Source organism: Microbulbifer sp. HZ11 (assembly GCF_000708675.1).
GTDB lineage: Bacteria > Pseudomonadota > Gammaproteobacteria > Pseudomonadales > Cellvibrionaceae > Microbulbifer.
Genome location: NZ_JELR01000002.1, coordinates 1865092 through 1881978 on the forward strand (window position 1 = coordinate 1865092; position 16887 = coordinate 1881978).

General features: G+C 56.9%; 14 protein-coding genes. 7 read left to right on the forward strand and 7 right to left on the reverse strand.

The window, feature by feature from the left end; genetic code table 11:
• Positions 1 to 25: 25 nt before the first annotated feature.
• A complete protein-coding gene (locus tag AU11_RS18345) occupies positions 26 to 199 on the forward strand; it encodes a hypothetical protein (RefSeq protein ID WP_156035356.1) in 174 nt (57 codons plus the stop codon).
• A 15-nt stretch (positions 200 to 214) separates the two neighbouring features.
• On the opposite strand, the gene AU11_RS15515 is transcribed toward AU11_RS18345, so the two are convergent.
• On the reverse strand, positions 215 to 967 hold the full coding sequence (locus AU11_RS15515; RefSeq protein ID WP_043320167.1) for a hypothetical protein: 753 nt from the start codon (positions 965 to 967) through the stop codon (positions 215 to 217).
• A gap of 272 nt (positions 968 to 1239) precedes the next feature.
• Between AU11_RS15515 and AU11_RS15520 the strand changes: the two genes are divergently transcribed.
• The gene (locus AU11_RS15520) at positions 1240 to 1857 is read left to right on the forward strand and encodes an OmpA family protein (protein ID WP_051687372.1); all 618 of its coding nucleotides are present in this window, start codon (positions 1240 to 1242) and stop codon (positions 1855 to 1857) included.
• Positions 1858 to 1935: 78 nt separating this feature from the next.
• Here the strand turns inward: AU11_RS15520 and metF are convergent, their stop codons facing one another.
• From metF to AU11_RS15540, 4 genes are all read right to left on the reverse strand, one after another.
• Positions 1936 to 2775, reverse strand: coding sequence for a methylenetetrahydrofolate reductase [NAD(P)H] (metF, locus tag AU11_RS15525; RefSeq protein ID WP_043320169.1), 840 nt, complete (start codon positions 2773 to 2775; stop codon positions 1936 to 1938).
• Positions 2776 to 2878: 103 nt separating this feature from the next.
• The gene (gene ahcY, locus AU11_RS15530) at positions 2879 to 4264 is read right to left on the reverse strand and encodes an adenosylhomocysteinase (RefSeq protein WP_156035358.1); all 1386 of its coding nucleotides are present in this window, start codon (positions 4262 to 4264) and stop codon (positions 2879 to 2881) included.
• 101 nt (positions 4265 to 4365) lie between these two features.
• A complete protein-coding gene (metK, locus tag AU11_RS15535; RefSeq protein ID WP_043320170.1) occupies positions 4366 to 5586 on the reverse strand; it encodes a methionine adenosyltransferase in 1221 nt (406 codons plus the stop codon).
• Between the two features lie 320 nt (positions 5587 to 5906).
• A complete protein-coding gene (locus AU11_RS15540) occupies positions 5907 to 6884 on the reverse strand; it encodes a metalloregulator ArsR/SmtB family transcription factor (protein WP_081848159.1) in 978 nt (325 codons plus the stop codon).
• A gap of 320 nt (positions 6885 to 7204) precedes the next feature.
• On the opposite strand from AU11_RS15540, the gene tkt reads away from it, so the two are divergent.
• The 3 genes from tkt (at position 7205) to AU11_RS15555 (ending at position 10970) form a co-directional block, all read left to right on the forward strand.
• Entirely contained in the window at positions 7205 to 9205 is a 2001-nt protein-coding gene (tkt, locus tag AU11_RS15545) for a transketolase (protein WP_043320171.1), read from the forward strand.
• 212 nt (positions 9206 to 9417) lie between these two features.
• Complete coding sequence (gene gap / locus AU11_RS15550) at positions 9418 to 10443, forward strand: type I glyceraldehyde-3-phosphate dehydrogenase (protein ID WP_043320172.1); 1026 nt, start codon at positions 9418 to 9420, stop codon at positions 10441 to 10443.
• 29 nt (positions 10444 to 10472) lie between these two features.
• Complete coding sequence (locus AU11_RS15555; protein WP_043320173.1) at positions 10473 to 10970, forward strand: tRNA-uridine aminocarboxypropyltransferase; 498 nt, start codon at positions 10473 to 10475, stop codon at positions 10968 to 10970.
• Between the two features lie 56 nt (positions 10971 to 11026).
• Here AU11_RS15555 and AU11_RS15560 read toward each other — a convergent pair whose 3' ends face one another.
• Complete coding sequence (locus AU11_RS15560; protein WP_043320174.1) at positions 11027 to 12325, reverse strand: hypothetical protein; 1299 nt, start codon at positions 12323 to 12325, stop codon at positions 11027 to 11029.
• Between the two features lie 222 nt (positions 12326 to 12547).
• On the opposite strand from AU11_RS15560, the gene AU11_RS15565 reads away from it, so the two are divergent.
• Positions 12548 to 13066: a peroxiredoxin gene (locus tag AU11_RS15565; protein ID WP_231491977.1), complete on the forward strand. Its 519-nt coding sequence runs from the start codon at positions 12548 to 12550 to the stop codon at positions 13064 to 13066.
• Between the two features lie 68 nt (positions 13067 to 13134).
• Here AU11_RS15565 and AU11_RS15570 read toward each other — a convergent pair whose 3' ends face one another.
• Complete coding sequence (locus tag AU11_RS15570; protein ID WP_043320176.1) at positions 13135 to 13944, reverse strand: DUF2884 family protein; 810 nt, start codon at positions 13942 to 13944, stop codon at positions 13135 to 13137.
• 342 nt (positions 13945 to 14286) lie between these two features.
• Between AU11_RS15570 and AU11_RS15575 the strand changes: the two genes are divergently transcribed.
• The gene (locus AU11_RS15575) at positions 14287 to 16854 is read left to right on the forward strand and encodes a TonB-dependent siderophore receptor (protein ID WP_043320177.1); all 2568 of its coding nucleotides are present in this window, start codon (positions 14287 to 14289) and stop codon (positions 16852 to 16854) included.
• Positions 16855 to 16887 lie beyond the last annotated feature (33 nt).

Consider the following 16887-nt stretch of genomic DNA (forward strand, 5'->3'; position numbering starts at 1 on the left):
CCAAATACTGTTTAAAAAACGGGAGATGCAAAAATTGGATGCGCTGAAAAGAATCCTGCTCGCCGTTGTCTGTCTGTTTGCCGCGATTGCCTGCTATGTATTTGGTATTCCTGCCGGTGGAGCGATTTTCCTAGTACTGGGCATCCTCCTGGAAGGGGCCTTCTGGTTCCAGCTGACCCGCCGTAAGCGGACCGGCTAACACGCGGTTACCATCTCAGTCTGTGAGGCGTACCTGCACCGATGCACTGCGGCGCGTGTCTTTGTCATCCACAAAGGTGCGGGTGTAGCGTACTTCGTATATTCCCTGGGCAATCAGCGTACTTACCAGCCCCTGAGGCAGTTCCACTGTTTCCCGAAGCGGTTTTCCCGCCTGTGCGGTAAGCGGCTCCGTTACCTCATATATCACCTGGTCACCCACCATAAACTGTCCGCTCGCAGAAGATGCCCGGATTTCCCCGAGATCGCTGTCCAGGTTCCATGCCATCATCAGTTTGCGTGACTTATCGCTCACGGTTTGCGAGGGCGGTGAGGCCTGAACCTGTGCCAGGCGGCCACTGGCATCCAGGTCAAACAGCACATGGTTCGACAGGCTGCCCGCGGCACCGGCGAATACCCGGCGGTAGCCCACGCGGCGCACGCCCTTGGCGTGCCAGCTGCGCGCCTGCACCGGGGAAATCTGCACGATTTCGGTAACCTCGCCGCGGTCGCCGCTGAATTCCAGAATCTGATCCACCACCGCCAGCTCCTGGTTGTTGTCCAGGTTCACAAACACGCCCCGCGGCGACGCTGCGCCCCCTTTGCTGGCTACCCGCCAGGTCACCTTCTCCTGGTATCCCTCGCTGGCGTTCAGCCAGGCATCACCGGGATCTACGGTCACAATCTGCTGCGCTGTGACCCGAGAGCCAAATACCAGAGAAAGCGCAATAGCGCCGATCCCGAGGATGGTAAGCAGAAGCTGTTTGTTCATTGCATCTCCCTGAGGGCTACAGGTATCGATACCGGCACCGGCATTTAAGCCTGTTCGGTACAAGTTTTCACGTGAGTACGGATTTTGACATAGGTGACATAGGTTAGGGTCCCGTTGAATCACTCAGAACGTCGGATATAGCGAATGGCGTTGTGGTATTGCGCCGCGGTGAGCCAGCTAGGGAAAACATGTTTCGCACCCTAGAATTCCTCAAAATTCAGCTTACCGATCCACGCGAAATAGATTGCAGCCATTCGAAGGAGTCGGCCACTATGCCAATTGTCGTTTCCCGTCAGCCACTATCGCGTCACTGTGTCGCATTCGGCGTCGTGTTGAGTGCTCTGCTTGTAAGCGGTTGCCCAGATCCTACAAAAAAGTATTCCCTGGATCCCCGCGACTTGGTGAGCAATGGTCTGGGCGAAAAAAGTGCCCGCGAGGCGGCCCCATTCGGTGACGACATGGTCCGCTACCTGATGGGCCAGACCCGCGAACGCGGCGATGCATTTGTGCTGAATGTGGACTTTGACCCCGGCGGCTTTGCGCCGAAGATGGACACCCTGGCCGACATCGAAGCGCTGTTGGTGATCATGCGGGACTTCCCTGCGCTGAAAATCGTTGTGGAGGGCCACACCGACAATGCGGGTGACCCGGACAAGAACCGAAAGTTATCCCAGTGGCGGGCGAACTGGGTGAAACAGTTTTTGCTGGAGCGAGGGATAAACTCAGAACGGGTAGAGGCCACCGGGCTGGGTGATTCGGACCCGATCGCAGACAACAATACCCAGCGGGGCAGGGAGCAGAATCGCAGGCTGGTGGTGCGGGTGATCGACTTTAATGGCAAGCCGATTAATGTGCGGTTGGGGAATCCGCAGAAGCTGCAGAGTAATTAATAAATTATTTTCTAAGAAGGTTGCCGCGAAGGTGCCGCTACCGGGTATACCCGGTAGCGGCACCGCCCGGGAATTAATTCAAGCTTCTTTGGATAGCTCCAGAGCGTTCAGGATGTCGGCCGTCGGCCCCACCTGATTCATGGTGTAGAAATGCAGCCCCGGTGCGCCGCCTTCCAGTAGCGTCTCGCACAGGTCGGTCACGATCTCCAGTCCCAGCTTTTTCACATCTTCCGGATTGCTGAAACTCTCCATGCGGTACCTCAACCAGCGCGGAATCTCCGCACCACAGTTGCGGGAGAAGCGCGCCAGATTGGTGAAGTTGGTAATCGGCATGATACCCGGATAGATCGGCGCATCGATACCTGCCTTTTCACACTGATCCAGGAAGTAGAAATAGGCATCCGGATTGTAGAAGTACTGGGTCAGGGCACTGTTGGCGCCGGCCTCGAACTTGCCTTTCAGGAATCGGATGTCCGCATCATAGCTGTCCGCTTCCGGATGGATTTCAGGGTAAGCCGCCACTTCCAGGTGGAAGTGATCACCGGTGTGGCGGCGGATAAATGCCACCAGTTCGTTGGCATATACCAGCTGCGCCACGGAGCCCATACCGGACGGCATATCACCGCGCAGGGCGACGATGCGATCGACACCGGCTTCTTTGTAGCGGTTCAACAGGCCGAGAACGATCTCTTCGTTGTCGCCACCAAATGACAGGTGCGGCGCGATGGAAACACCCTTTCCGCGCAGCTCGCACACGATGTTTGCGGTGGTATCGCGGGTGGTGCCGCCGGCACCGTAGGTGACCGAGAAGAATGCGGGGTCGAAGGCCTGCAGTTCTTCGCGGGTGTTCTTCAGTTTTTCCCGACCCTCTTCGGTCTTGGGCGGGAAAAATTCAAAGCTGATGCGTAAATCACTCATTATTCTGTTCCATTCCCTCGGTTTGCCGGATCCCGGCTCACGTCCGGGATGACGTTGCTTGGTCATGCCGGCGCAGGCCGGCATCCAGTACCTGAGAGGTCAATTAATACTTGTAGCTTTCCGGCTTGTACGGGCCATCCACGGAAACACCGATGTACTTGGCCTGGTCTTCGGTCATGCGGGTAATCACACCACCAAAGCCTTCGACCATGTACTTGGCCACTTCCTCGTCCAGGTGCTTCGGCAGTACTTTTACGTAGAGCGCGGAAACCTTCTGGTCCGCCGGCAGGTCGGCAAACTTCTCGTTGTACAGGTGGATCTGCGCCAGCACCTGGTTGGCAAAGGAGCCATCCATAATGCGGCTCGGGTGACCGGTGGCGTTACCCAGGTTAACCAGGCGGCCTTCGGACAACAGCAACAGGTGGTCGTTAGTGGCCGCGTCGCGCACGATCTTGTGCACCTGCGGTTTTACTTCCTGCCACTGCCAGTTTTCGCGCATAAACGCGGTATCAATTTCGTTATCGAAGTGACCGATATTGGAAACTACCGCGCCGGACTTCAGTGCCTTCAGCATATTTGCGTCGCACACATTGACGTTGCCGGTGGTGGTGACGATCAGATCGGTGTTCGCCAGCAGTTCCTTGTTGATGCAGGACTCGGTGCCGTCGTTGACGCCGTTGATATACGGGGAAACCAGCTCGAAGCCGTCCATGCACGCCTGCATGGCGCAGATGGGGTCCACTTCGGTGACTTTTACGATCATGCCTTCCTGACGCAGGGAAGCAGCGGAACCTTTGCCCACATCACCGTACCCAATGACCAGCGCTTTCTTGCCGGACAGCAGGTGGTCGGTGCCGCGCTTAATGGCGTCGTTCAGACTGTGGCGACAGCCGTATTTGTTATCGTTCTTACTTTTGGTTACTGAGTCGTTTACGTTGATCGCCGGTACTTTCAGGGTGCCTGCTTTCAGCATTTCCTGCAGGCGGTGTACGCCGGTGGTGGTCTCTTCGCTGATACCGTGGCACTTGTCCAGCAGCTCAGGGTATTTGCGGTGCAGCAGCTCGGTGAGGTCGCCGCCGTCATCCAGAATCAGGTTTGGCTGCCAGCCGGGTACGTCTGCGCCGATGGTGCGTTCCAGACACCACTCGTATTCTTCTTCCGTTTCACCTTTCCATGCGAATACCGGAATGCCGGAGGCGGCAATTGCCGCAGCAGCGTGATCCTGGGTAGAGAAAATATTGCAGGACGACCAGCGCACTTCCGCGCCCAGGGCCACCAGGGTCTCGATCAGGACCGCGGTCTGGATGGTCATGTGGATACAGCCCATGATACGGGCGCCCGCCAGCGGCTGTTCAGCGCGGTATTTTTCACGCAGGGTGATCAGCGCGGGCATCTCGCCTTCGGCGATTTCAATTTCCATGCGGCCCCAGTCGGCCAGGGAAATGTCGGCGACTTTGAAGTCTTTGAATTCGGTGCTCATTTGGTTCATTACCTAAATCTTTGAAGTTTTTCCCCGTCATACCGGCGAAGGCCGGTATCCAGTTTCGTGGCGCTGGATTCCGGCCTGCGCCGGAATGACGACAATATGAATTAAATACCAGCCTGTGCGCGCAGGGTCTCAGCCTTGTCGGTCTTCTCCCACGGGAAAGCGGTAAAGGTTTCCACCTGCTCTTTGCCGTTGGTATCAATCCATTTGTAGCTGTGCTCAAACGGATCGCGACCAAAATGGCCGTAGGCGGCGGTGAGCTGATACATGGGGTGCAACAGGTCCAGCGCTTTGGAGATTGCGTAGGGGCGTAGGTCGAAGTTTTCCCGCACCAGTTCGATCAGGCGCTCGTCGCTCACCTTGCCGGTGCCGAAGGTGTTGATGGAAACCGAGGTCGGTTCGGCGACGCCGATGGCGTAAGACACCTGAATCTCACAGCGGTTGGCGAGGCCGGCGGCGACGATATTTTTTGCCACGTAACGACCGGCGTAGGCCGCAGAGCGGTCCACTTTGGACGGGTCCTTGCCGGAGAAAGCACCGCCGCCGTGACGTGCGGAACCGCCGTAGGTGTCCACGATAATCTTGCGCCCGGTCAGTCCACAGTCGCCCACTGGGCCGCCGATGACAAATTTGCCGGTAGGGTTGATGTGGTACTTGGTGTTTTCATGCAGCAGGTCGGCCGGCAGTACATGGTGCACGATCAGTTCCAGCACCGCTTCGCGCAGGTCTTCCTGAGTGACTTCTTCGTTGTGCTGGGTGGACAGAACCACCGCGTCGATCGCGCAGGGCTTGCCGTTTTCGTCGTAGCGGAAAGTCACCTGACTTTTTGCATCCGGGCGCAGCCACGGCAGCAGACCGGACTTGCGCGCTTCCGCCTGACGCTCTACCAGACGGTGTGCGTAGTACACCGGAGAAGGCATAAAGGTTGGGGTCTCATCGGTGGCGTAGCCAAACATCAGGCCCTGGTCACCGGCACCCTGGTCTTCCGGTTTCACCCGGTCAACGCCCTGGGCGATATCCACCGACTGTTTGCCGATGACGTTGATCACACCACAGGTTTCACCGTCGTAACCCACGGCGGAAGAGGTGTAGCCGATATCGGTAATTACCTTGCGTACCAGATCTTCCAGGTCCACCCATGCAGAGGTGCTGATCTCACCGGCAATTACTGCGATACCGGTTTTCACCAGCGTCTCACAGGCAACCCGCGCGTTCTTGTCACGCGCCAGCAGGGCGTCCAGAACCGCATCGGAAATCTGATCGGCAATTTTGTCCGGATGGCCTTCGGATACCGACTCCGAAGTAAAAATGCTGTATTCACTCATTTTGAGCTTCTCCTTTTTCCGCTTCCGGCGGTTGGCGTCAATCTTGTTTCGTGCTTCGTAGCTTTTCAGTCCGGAGCACTGGTGCTGGTTCTGTGGCGGCCAAGGGGCCGGTGAAAGGTTTCAAAACCGCTGTGAATACATCCCTGTACGCTGCGTCGGCGACGTCCCTGTCGCCGACGCTTTTGAAACCTTTCCCCGGCCCCTCGGCCTTCAATTCCTATTTCGCGACTTTGTTGTTGTTTGCGAAAGCTGCTTACGAAGTAAATATGTTGTTCGTGAAGCCAGAGCTAAAAAAGAGCTCATACAAAAAGCGACGAAGCTCAAAGCTTCAAAAATTCCTGAATCTGAATCTGAAACCCATTGCGCAGGGCGCTGTGTTCACTGCGCCCTTTCTGCAGGCCCGCCTCTGCGGCCCACTCAACCAGTTGCTGAGGCGCAAACCCCAGCCACAAATCCCCGCAGGCATCTCTCGCCCAGTCCTGCCCGTGATCGTGCAGCTCGGTAATCAGCAGTTGTCCGCCCGGCTTCAACGCCTTCTGTAAATCGTGAAAAATCTGCGCCGGCTCCGGGGTGTGGTGCAGCACCATATTTACCACAATGCAGTCCGCACTTTCCGGACGGGATGCCGCCGCGCGGGTGTCGTCACACACGAACTCGATATTCTGCAGCCCCCGCTCATCGGCAAACGCCTGCGCCCGCGTAAGCATCGTCTCCGACAGGTCCAGCGCCGTCACCGTACCAAACCGGTTCGCCAGCTCCTCCAGAAACTCTCCCTCACCGGGGCCCACTTCCAGTGCGTGACGGCCCGGTTTCAGCAGCTGTGCTACCTGTGGACCGTAGACGCTATAACTGGCGATCAACTCCTGCTGCTCGCGGAAGCGGTTGCCGTAATCCGCGAAGAAACGGCGTGAGGCCTCGGCGCGCTCGGACGCGATCTGATCCACAGTGGCCGCGCGGGATGCACTCAGTGGCAGCTGATCCAAGCCGCTGAACAGCTGCTGCAGCAGCACACTGCCCGCGGTGCGGCGGTAGAACAGGTTATTGCCCTCGCGGCGTTTGCTCACCAGTCCCGCCTGCGCCAATACCTTGAGGTGGTGGGACAGGGCCGGCTGGCGCAGCTCGAAGATGCGGCACAGCTCCAGCACGCTGTAGGAGTCCTGGCTCAGCAGGCGCAGTATCTCCAGCCGCAGCGGATCGCCGGCGGCCTTCAGGGTCGCCGCCAGTTGCGGGATCGGGTCGCTGGCGTGTGATTCTTTGTTGGCATCACCCGTCGCAGACGGTTGGCTGGAGTCAAGCATGGCGCGGAGTCTAGCAGCGCTTTCAGGCTATATCAAAATATTTTGATAAAGGTGTATCGAAATAATTTGATGCAGATGTAACTAACGCCGCCCGGGCGGATGGAACCGCGTCAGGAGCGCTATCTATTAGGAAAATGTTGCTGCCTTCGGTAAAGAATTGAACCCGCGGCCTTTGCGCCCGGCGGGGGTTTACGGGAAAATACTGCCCCCGTTTTGCCGGTCATCGACAACCTCCGGCCGACGGGTCGCGGCAAGCTGGCCGTCAGAGCCGGGCCCGCAGCGCATCTGATGAACCGAAGATCCCAAACCGAGAGATCCCTATGTCTTCTACTCCGTCTCGCACAGAAAAGGCTAACGCCATCCGCGCCCTCGCCATGGACGCGGTCCAGAAAGCCAAAAGCGGCCACCCGGGCGCCCCCATGGGTATGGCAGATATCGCCGAAGTGCTGTGGAACGACTATCTGAAACACAACCCGGCCAACCCCGAGTGGGCGGACCGCGACCGCTTTGTGCTGTCCAATGGCCACGGTTCCATGCTGCTGTATTCCCTGTTGCATTTGTCCGGCTATGACCTGTCCATCCACGAGCTGCAGAACTTCCGTCAGCTGCATTCCAAGACCCCGGGCCACCCGGAATACGGTTACGCCCCGGGTGTAGAAACCACTACCGGCCCCCTGGGGCAGGGCATCACCAATGCCGTGGGTATGGCGCTTGCCGAGAAGGTCCTCGCCGCCCAGTTTAACCGTGAAGGCTACGAGCTGGTTGACCATAACACCTACTGCTTCCTGGGTGACGGCTGCCTGATGGAAGGTATCTCCCACGAAGCCTGCTCCCTCGCCGGTACCCTGGGCCTGGGCAAGCTGATCGCCTTCTATGACGACAACGGCATCTCCATCGACGGTGAAGTAGAAGGCTGGTTCACCGACGACACGCCCAAGCGCTTTGAATCCTATGGCTGGCACGTAATCCCGAACGTGGACGGTCACGATCCGGCTGCGATTAAGGCCGCCATCGAAGAAGCCCGCTCTGAGACCAGCAAGCCCACCATCATCTGCTGCAAGACCGTGATCGGTTTCGGCTCCCCCAACAAGCAGGGCCGTGAAGAGTGTCACGGCGCGCCGCTGGGCGATGAAGAGATTGCACTGGTACGCGAAACCCTGGGCTGGAAGCACGAGCCATTCGTTATCCCCGAAGACCTGTATCACGCCTGGGACGGCCGCGCCAAAGGCGCCGAGCAGGAAGACGAGTGGAACGATATCTTCGAAGACTATAAAGAAGCCCACCCGGAACTGGCGGAAGAGTTTGTGCGCCGCATGAAAGGCGACCTGCCCGCGGACTTCCTCGCCAAGGCCGACGAATACATCAAACAGTGCCAGGCCGACGGCGAGAAAATTGCTTCCCGTAAAGCCAGCCAGAACAGCCTGAACGCCTATGGCCCGCTGCTGCCGGAATTCCTCGGCGGCTCCGCCGACCTCGCTGGCTCCAACCTCACCATCTGGTCCGGCTCCAAAGGCGTGAGCGCCGACGACGCCAGCGGCAACTACGTCTACTACGGCGTGCGCGAATTTGGCATGAGCGCCATCATGAACGGCATCGCCCTGCACGGCGGTTTCGTGCCTTACGGCGCGACCTTCCTGATGTTTATGGAATACGCCCGCAACGCCGTGCGAATGGCCGCGCTGATGAAGCAGAAAGTCATCTTCGTCTACACCCACGACTCCATCGGTCTGGGCGAAGACGGCCCCACCCACCAGCCGGTAGAGCAGCTGACCGCCCTGCGCGCTACACCAAACCTGCAGACCTGGCGCCCCTGTGACGCCACCGAATCTGCGGTTAGCTGGAAAATGGCCGTATCCCGCAACGACGGCCCCAGCGCCCTCATCTTCAGCCGCCAGGGCCTCGCCCCGCAGGCGCGCACCGAAGAGCAGCTGGCCAACGTCGAAAAGGGTGGTTACATCCTGCGCGATTGCGACGGCGAGCCCGAAGCCATCATCATCGCCACCGGCTCCGAAGTAGAGCTCGCCACCGCCGCCGCCGAACAACTGTCCGGCCGCAAAGTGCGCGTCGTCTCGATGCCTTGCGCCGAAGCCTTCTGCGCCCAGCCCGCCGACTACCGCGAATCCGTACTGCCTTCCAGCGTGCGCGCCCGCGTCGCCGTAGAAGCCGGCCACAAGGACTACTGGTACAAGTTCGTTGGTTTCGACGGTGCCATCATTGGCATGGACACCTTCGGTGAATCCGCACCGGCCGGTGACCTGATGAAGCACTTCGGCATCACTGCTGAGAAAGTTACTGAAGCTGTCGAAGGGTTGCTGAAGTAATTACTAGGTAAGCTGCTAACGTAGTTCAGCGGCCCATCGAGAAGGGCAAGTGCCGGGCATAGGGTTTCGGAAGCGTCGGCGACAGGGACGTCGCCGACGCAGCGTACAGGGATGTATTCACAGCGGTTCCTAAACCTTATGCCCGGTGCTTGACCGCCACCGCACGGGAACAGAGCATTGATCGAAGGCGGTGGAAAAGGCCCGAGGAATACATGCCCAACCAAGCACCAATAAGACTCGCGATAAACGGCTACGGCCGTATCGGACGCAGCGTCCTGAGAGCTCTGTACGAATCCAACCTGCGCGACCAATTGCAGATCGTCGCCATCAACGAACTGGCCGACTGCGCCACCATTGCGCACCTCACCAAATACGACACCGTCCACGGCCGCTTCCACGGCAAAGTCGAAGTGCATAACGAAACCCTGCACATCAACAACGACCAGATCGCCGTCACCCATTACCGAGACCTCGAAGACCTCGACTGGCGCAATCCCCAGGTCGACATCGTCCTCGAATGCACCGGCAGCTTCACCGAGCGCCAGCGCGCCGAACTGCATTTAAAAGCGGGGGCCAAAAAAGTCATCTTCTCCCAACCCGCGCAAAGTGACGTCGACGCCACCATCGTCTACGGCGTCAACGACACCGCGCTCACGGGCAATGAAACCATCATCTCCGCCGCCTCCTGCACCACCAACTGCAGCATCCCCGTCATCGCCGCCCTGGAGAGCGCCTTCGGCATCGAAGCCGGCGTCATCACCACCATCCACTCCGCGATGAACGACCAACCGGTAAACGACGCCTACCACCACACCGACCTGCGTAAAACCCGCTCCGCCATCTCGTCGATTATTCCGGTGGACACCGGGCTCGCCCGCGGCATCGAACGGGTGCTCCCCGACATGGCCGGCAAATTCGAAGCCCAGGCCATGCGCGTGCCCACTATCAACGTCTCCGCCATCGACCTTTCGGTGCAATTGAAAAAGACCGTCACCCAAGCCGAGGTTAATTCCGTATTGAAAACCGCAGCGGAAACCCGCTTCTGTGGCGTCCTCGGTTACAGTGAAGAGCCCCTCACCTCCTGTGACTACAACCACGATCCCCGTTCCGGCATTGTCGACGCCAGCCAGACCCGCGTTGCCGGCAACAGACTGGTCAAAGTATTGATCTGGTTTGATAACGAATGGGGGTTTGCCAATCGTATGCTGGATGTTACGCGCGTATTGCAATCTCAGTGATTTATAGTCGGTAGTAGACCGTGAGAAATGTGCAGGTAGTCCTACTCACCCACGAGCGTGAGCTGGATCGACCAACCAATACCGGGCGGCTGGTGTTGGAAGTAGTTGGGGAGTCTGTGTCCAACAGGGTGCGGCGTGTCCTGTGGCGTCGTAAGGAGCCGGATGATTCTCTGCTCGCTTTGCTAAAGAGGCCGCGCACTGCCCTGCTATATCCCGCCAGTGAGGTTCAATGCGATGGCCGCGAGGCCGGCCCCTTGAGGATCGCAGAGTGTGACACCTATATCCTGCTAGACGGCACCTGGCAGGAGGCCCGCAAAATGTACAACCGTAGCCCCTACCTGCACAAACTACCAAGAATCGAACTGGATACCCCAAAGCCCTCCCGCTTTACCTTGCGGCGTAATCAGCGGGAGGGTTGTTTGTGCACGGCGGAGTGTATTGCTCACCTGCTGCAGGCGAAGGGGCTGCACGGGGCTGCTCGTCGATTAGAGACTGCGTTCGATCGGTTTCTGCTAGAGAGCCCCTGACGACGGCGGTCGATCAACGGGTTTCCAGAGTGCTGGCAGTACTAATACTGGTGGTACTAAAAAGTACCGCAGGAACCCAGGCGATTTTTAAACGGCTGGTAGTCGAGAAGAAATGTATTGTAATCCGCGCGAAATACTGCGCAGGACTCTGTACTGTCATCCGAGGTACCGCAGCATCGAATGGCCTCACGCAACGCCTGCTCCGATACCGCGTCGAAGGACTGAGAATGTCCTGCGCCGTACATAATACTGTCCTCCCAGGTTTTTACTGGTCGCCAGGAATTATTGCCATGGGCGCCGCCGTAATAGCAGCCGGTACCCTGTAGGCAATCTTGGCCAATGTTTTCAGAGCCCCACGCCGGGGTACATTGAGAACCGAAGTAATCGTCAACGGTATCCTCTGACCAGCCGCAGCAACTGTAGTTGCCATTCTCATCGGTTTCACACGTGCCATCTGTGGTGCGGTTATAACTGGTACAGCTTTCTCTGTCGGTGAGCGTCGGGCAGGTGGCGTTTGCGGACTGCACATACTCGGATGCTGGTTTGAAACTATTGCACCATTTACTGCATCCAGGTCCGTCCAGATTCGCCCACTCTCTGGATAATTTGCTGGGCCATCCCTCTGCACTTATACCGTCCTTACTGATGGGGCTGTCGTATAGATCGGCGAGACCGAAATTATGGCCAATCTCATGGATGATGATATTGCGCAGCTGGTGCAGGGTGGTTTCGATATTCAGCCAGTCCCTGTCGCTGGCAACGTAGATGATCTCGCCACCGGACGCGCCGTAATCACTTTCACCGATAACGACTTTCAGAGTCCCGTGAATATCATCACTGGCGCACTGCTCTAAAATAGCTCGGTGCACCTGCTCAGTGTCACAACTGAATCCGCCCTTGTCCTTGTGGGAACACCCCAGGGCGGAAAAGCCCTGCAGATCGATTTCATAGAAAGCAAACTGGCTTTGGAATTCGGAGAAAGGCGTCAGGGCGCGAAACTGATTGGTTACGGCATCCTGTACTATTTCATTGAAGAAGGGCGCTGAATCCAGATTGGCAAAAAGCACCTTGAAAGGGGCCTCGTTATTGCCGGTAAACGGCGTGCATGAAGTCAGCTGGGCATATTCACCAGGATTCAGCGGATTTTCTGATTCTCCACTACCGGAGGCTGGAGTGTTGCCGTCGGACGAATCCAGGTCGTCTCCCGGAGCGTAAGATGGTGCTGGAGGCTGCAACTCCGTGTCTTCGACGGCGTCGTTTCCGCCACCGCCGCCGCCACAGGCGGTCAATGTCAGGAAGGCGATGGCGCAGAGCACGCGCAGGGTAAGGTTTCGGCGAACGGAGAATTCAGGCATGTCAGGGCTGGGGCTATCAATTATTGTGTGTTGTCCATGCGCGGCAAGTAAATGACTGCCTGGTGCCCTTTTCCCTGATGCTGATTGCGCAAAATTGCGCCATTTTATGAGGTGAATCCCGTTGAAGCCAGAGGTAAAAAGCCTGAAACTGCAGCTGAATATCAAGTCACTTTTTGCCGGCCGTAGGACCTGGTGAAATAAACATCGTTTGAGGAGAGGAATGTGAGAAAACTGTTTCTTTGGCTGGGGATGCTGGTAATCACTGTTCCCGCTTTGGCACTGGAAGTGGGAAGCCCAGCACCGGAGTTTTCCCTGCAGGCGTCGGATGGAAAAACCTACAAACTGGCCGATTTCAAAGGTAAGCAGGCGGTAGTGATTGCCTGGTATCCGAAGGCGTTTACCAAAGGTTGCACCATCGAGTGCAAATCCCTGGCCGAAAACGGCCACCTGATTCGCGAATACGATGTGGCCTATTTTATGGCCAGCACCGACGAGGTGGAAGAAAACGCCAAGTTCGCCGCGGAGCAGAAGGCCGATTTTCCGTTACTCAGCGATCCCTCGGGGGAAGTGGCAGCGGCCTACGACGTGAAAATGCCGGTGCTGAATATGGCCAAGCGGATTACGATATACATCGACAAGGACGGTAACGTTGCCAAGATCGACAAGGACATCAAACCAGCCACCAGTGCTCAGGATATGGCACGTACATTAGGTGAGCTGGGCGTGGCCAAGAAATCCTGATCCCTAAAAAAGGCCGCGCAGAATTCGATTCAGGCGGCCGAGTACTAGGGGGTATCTGTTTAGCGGGGTTACTTGGTATTGATCAGTTCGATACCATTTAACTCCGGAATTGCCTTGTGCAGGGCCAGCTCGAGCTGGTCCAGTTCTTGTACCTGTTCACACAGGCTGTCCGCGCGGGCTTCTAACACTTCGGCTTTCGCTTCCACAATCTTCTCCGCTTCTTCTGCCGCAGCTTCGGCGCGCTCCTCGATACTGGCCCCACCGGTTAACGCGGCTTTCATCGCATGCCAGGCAATCTTGCCGGCAAAGCGTGTAGCGAGATCTGCGATCTGCGGCTCCAGTTCACTTTCGAGCTTTGTACTGAAGTTGCCCTCCACCCAGGGGCTGCCATAAGTAAACACTTCTCCCGGTTGTTCCATTTCTTTGGCAGCAGTATCGCGCAGGCGCCGAGCGTCGGCGAGGTAGGCGCGGGTGTCTGAATCATCGGGGCCGGCGAGCGCCACAAGGGCGATGCCCATGCCTTCGGTGGCAACATCAACCGCCGCGATGGCAAGAGCGGAGACTTCCCGTCCCGCACTGTGCAGCCCCTGCTGGTAGCCCTCCATCAACTCCTGCTGCTGGGCGGTAAGGAGCAGACCAGTGTTACCCACCGCGAGCTGGTCTGGCGCATTGAAGGCAAACAGTGGCCCGCCACTGTCTACATCCCAAACTTCGAGGAAGCCGGGGCCGACGGTAACCTGGTGGTGAATATCGATATTGCACTGCCGGGAGTACGCCTCAGTAGCTTTATTCTCCTCGGTCGCTGCTGCCGCCATTGGTACAGAGACCGTGGCGAGGGTGAATGCGGCGGTGAACACTAGGGGGAGCAGGGGTTTCATTACTCGATCCAATTCAGTGGTTTTCTCTAGGACGTGGCCTGGCTACCTCCTGGATGCGGGAGATGCAAAAAAAATTTGGCACGCATATTGCTCGAGATTGATCAATAGGGTGAGACCCTCCGGGATAATGATTTCTAAACCCGGAAAGTGATCGGCGGAAGCCGGCACCAAAGATTCTGCAGCGACCATCAGGGTGGCTGCCCTGCACTAGTTAAGAACCTTTTAGCAAAGCCGGATTGGTATGTGGTTTCTATGTCAGCACCAAGCGTGTGCGTGGCAGGGGGTTCTTTTGTCTGAAAAATAATAATCGTTATGGCATTCGTTCAAACCAAGGGGTCGCTAATGAAGCAGTCACTTACGCAAAAGAAAGTACTGAGTTGTGCCGTGGTAGCAATCATCGCCAGTGGAATAACGGCACCGAGTGCGCCGGTATTGGCAGAGGAAATAGAGGAGGTGGCGGTGACCGGTCTGCGCGGCAAACCGCGTTCCGTATCCGATTCTCCGGTGCCGGTGGATGTGTTTGGTAGTGAAGCGCTGGAGTCGGTATCACACACCGATACCAACGATGTACTGAAGACCCTGGTCCCCTCCTATAACGTGTCCCGCCAGCCGATCAGTGACGGTGGTACTTTCATTCGTCCCGCACAGTTGCGTGGAATGCCTACAGACAAAACTCTGGTTTTGGTGAACTCCAAGCGTCGTCACCGTGCGGCATTGGTTGAGATTGGCGGTTCCGGAACCCAGGGGCCAGACATTGCCACCATTCCCAGTTCAGCGTTGAAATCTGTCGAGGTCTTGCGCGATGGCGCTGCTGCTCAGTACGGCTCCGATGCCATCGCCGGGGTAATCAATTTTATTCTGAAAGATAATGCGGAGGGTGGTTCCATCGGTGTGCGTGCCGGTGAGTATAGCGAGGGCGATGGATTTCAAAGTACCGCAACCGGTAACGTGGGGATGCCCCTGAGTAGCGAGGGATTCCTGAGTATATCTGGCGAAGTCTCACAGTCTGATTTTACCTCGCGCAGTGAGCAATATTGTGAAAGCTGGTTCTGCCTGAATGATCAGAATGCAGATTTTATTGAAGCGGCAAAAAATGCTTCACTGGAAGGCGATGTGGTGCAGCCGTGGGGGCAGCCAAACACGGAGGCGGCGCGATTGTTCTTTAATGCCGGCTACGATTTAGGTAATGGCAAAGAGCTTTACGCTTTCGGTAACTATTCGCAGAGTGAAGCAGATGGCAGTTTCTACTACCGCTATCCCAACAATGGCACCATCATGGATCTCCGTGAGGAAGACGGGTCCATCTATAGCCCACTAGAGAAATTTCCCGGAGGCTTTACCCCGCGCTTTTTCGGTGAGGTAACCGATTACTCCCTGGCATCCGGCCTAAAAGGAGAAATGACGTCCGGACTGCTGTACGATTTCAGTGCACGCTATGGTTTTTCGGAAGTGGCTTACACTCTGAAAAATACCATTAACCCATCAATGGGGCCCGATAGCCCTACTTCGTTTCAACCGGGCACATTGGCCAACGAGGAATTTCAGATTCAGGCGGACTTCTCCAAGGAGCTGATGCTGGGACTTTCCAGCCCGGTGGTGGCTGCGTTTGGCCTGAGTTATATGGATGAGTCCTATGAGCTGACTGGCGGTGACGCAGATTCCTATGCTGCTGGACCCTACGCGACTCAGGACCCCTGGAATCTTTGTAACGACGACGGTACAGCCACGGAAGCGGGGAACGCCGCGATTCTTGCCGGCTCGAGTCTCGCCTGTGACAACCCCGACGACCCGGTGTACACCGTGGTCGGAGTAGGATCGAACGGTTTCCCCGGTTACTCACCGGAATACAGCGGCAGCTATTCTCGCGATTCCTATGCTGTCTATGGCGATCTGAGTACCGACCTCAGTGACCAGTTGTTTGTGCAGGCTGCGATGCGGTTTGAAGATTATTCGGATTTTGATTCCGAACTCGTCGGCAAGCTGGCGATGCAATATGACATCACCGATAGTATCGGGCTGCGCTCCTCCATCGGTACCGGCTTCCGTGCACCAACACCTGGTCAGCAGGGGACTACCAACGTGTCCACGCGACTGCCGAATGGCTTTCCTGTGGCTACCGGGCTTTTCCCGGCTTCTAGCGATGTAGCAGCGGCACTGGGTGCCGAAGCGCTGAAGCCCGAAACCTCTACCAACTTTACCTTCGGTATGACCGCGGACTTCGACAATCTCAGCTTGACGATCGATTTCTATCGCATTGATGTGGATGATCGTACCTATGCGATTTCCACGCTGGATGTGTCTGCCGATGCAGGCAGTGGTTCCGCCTATGTGAATTATCTTGCATTGGTGGATGCCGGTGTTGTAGGGGCCGAATCCATCGGAGGGGTTTTCTACTTCACCAATGCGTTTGACACCCGAACTCAGGGGGTGGATTTGGTTGCAACTTACCCGCTCACCTGGAGCAATGACAGCACTACCAATGTCACCGCTTCGGTCAATTACAATAAGTCCGAATTTGCTTCGGATCCCTCTGCGTATCTAAACGAAGAGGATATGTACGACTTTGAGAATTTTGACCCGACGTTGCGCGGTGCACTGACCGCTACGCACGATTTCGGCGCTCTCTCTTTTATGGCTCGGGCCAACTGGTACGGCAGCTATAAAAACTCCCAGGGAACTGATGATGGTCTGGTTTTCCAGACTTACGATCCTATCGTACAGGTTGATCTGGAAGGGAAATACCATATCACGGATAACACCAATGTCAGTTTGGGCGGGCGTAATATATTTGATGAGTATCCTGAGAAAGATGCTCTCGGCGACTATTGCTGTGGTGCGCTTTATGCAGCCGATACTGTTGTCGACTGGCAGGGGAGTTTCTACTACATGAGCCTAAGCCACAATTTCTAATAAAAACTTCTGCGCACGTGTCTGGCGGCGCCC